The following is a 1526-nucleotide window of genomic DNA, read 5'->3' as shown; positions in this document are numbered from 1 at the left end:
TCGCAACGCGTGGCATTTTTACTATGCGTTACGTTTAGTGTTTAAGGTGGTATGCAGCGGCTTTGGTATTGCGTTGCTCACACCTTAACAGGGCTACATGGACTCCCTCTTTTGTCAACAATAGCTCCCGCTGACAACAGTGGATCGGACAGCAGCTCTACATTCGGTGTTTAATCGGAATCGTTCCGTCACCTTGATGATATTCGCTTGATGCCAGCCTCATTCGTTAAACAGTATTTATTACTTCCCAATTAAACAGGTTTAAGCATCTCGGTCTGGTCGTATTGTCATCATTTGCTATTGCTTTGACTCGGTGAGTGTTAACCGTTTACATAGTTAATCTTGTACTCTTTTCCTGTTGTTAATAATGCCCATATTATACGAGCGTTTTTTGCTGCTAGGGCGACAGCTGCTCGTTTATAACCTCGTCGTTCAACGAGTTGATTTAACCAAATACTGTTGCGATCGGTTTTCTCTTTACATCGTGCAATAACGGCTCTTGCGCCATGAATAAGTAGAGTGCGAATATGTTTTTCGCCTCTTTTGCTGATGCGACCAAGATGAACATGACCACCTGTTGAGTATTGTCTTGGAACCAACCCTATCCAAGCGGCAAATTGGCGGCTAGATCCAAATTGTTTGGCGTCATTGACGGTCGCGACAATGGCACTTGCACTGTGTTCACCGACACCTGGAATATCCATGAGGGCTTTGGCTGAAGCCATCTCACGAACTAAAGCAGAGACTCTACGATCATAGTGCAATACTTCTAGGTTAAGGTGTTGAATCTTGTTCGATAGATCTTGAAGTAGCTCTCGAGCGAGTATAGGCAAACCATTTTCTGCATCTTCAAGGACACTACCAATAGTGTTTTGAGCCGAGTAGCGCCCCTGAGGCATCACAATACCAAATTCGGAAAGCAAACCTCTGAGCTGGTTAATAGTCGCCGTTCTTGTTTTAATTAGCCCCTGTCGAATACGGTGGAGGCAAAGCACAGCTTGTTGCTCTTCACTTTTTATAGAGACAAATCGTGTTTTGGGTCTAGATACCGCTTCACAGATGGCCTCTGCGTCATTGGCATCGTTCTTCTCATTTTGTCGATATGGAATAACGAATTTGGACGCCATAATTTTCGGGTTATGACCTAGTTTCAGTAGCTCTCTCGCCCAGTGGTGTGCACCAGAGCACGCCTCCATACCGATGAGGCAGGGAGGTAACTTCGCGAATGTGTCTAAGAGTTTGTTTCTTTTGACAGTTTTGCGTAGGACGCACTTGCCATATGCATCAACGCCGTGAATACTGAATACATTCTTGGCGAGGTCAACGCCAATAGTTTGAATGGTGGACATAGTAACCTCCAGTTCTTCAGCGTGTACTAAGTAAGTATGGCACGCAGAGTGTCAGGTAGAGGGAGTCCATATCATTCGTTAGGCGGCCTATTACATTGAAAGGTTTTGAGGTGAGGATAGCTTCTGTTGTTGTCTCGAGCATCGCTTTCTGTCCGAGCAATATGTGCATATGGGATT

General features: G+C 45.1%; 1 protein-coding gene. It reads right to left on the bottom strand.

Translation table 11 applies throughout. The features are described 5' to 3' along the window. Window positions 1-320: 320 nt before the first annotated feature. The gene (locus tag A1QO_RS07330) at window positions 321-1349 is read right to left on the bottom strand and encodes an IS110 family transposase (protein WP_017041084.1); all 1029 of its coding nucleotides are present in this window, start codon (window positions 1347-1349) and stop codon (window positions 321-323) included. Window positions 1350-1526: the final 177 nt, after the last annotated feature.

The sequence above is a fragment of the Vibrio genomosp. F10 str. ZF-129 genome (genome assembly GCF_000287055.2).
In the GTDB taxonomy this organism is placed as follows: domain Bacteria; phylum Pseudomonadota; class Gammaproteobacteria; order Enterobacterales; family Vibrionaceae; genus Vibrio.
This window is presented reverse-complemented; position numbering and strand designations above follow the sequence as displayed.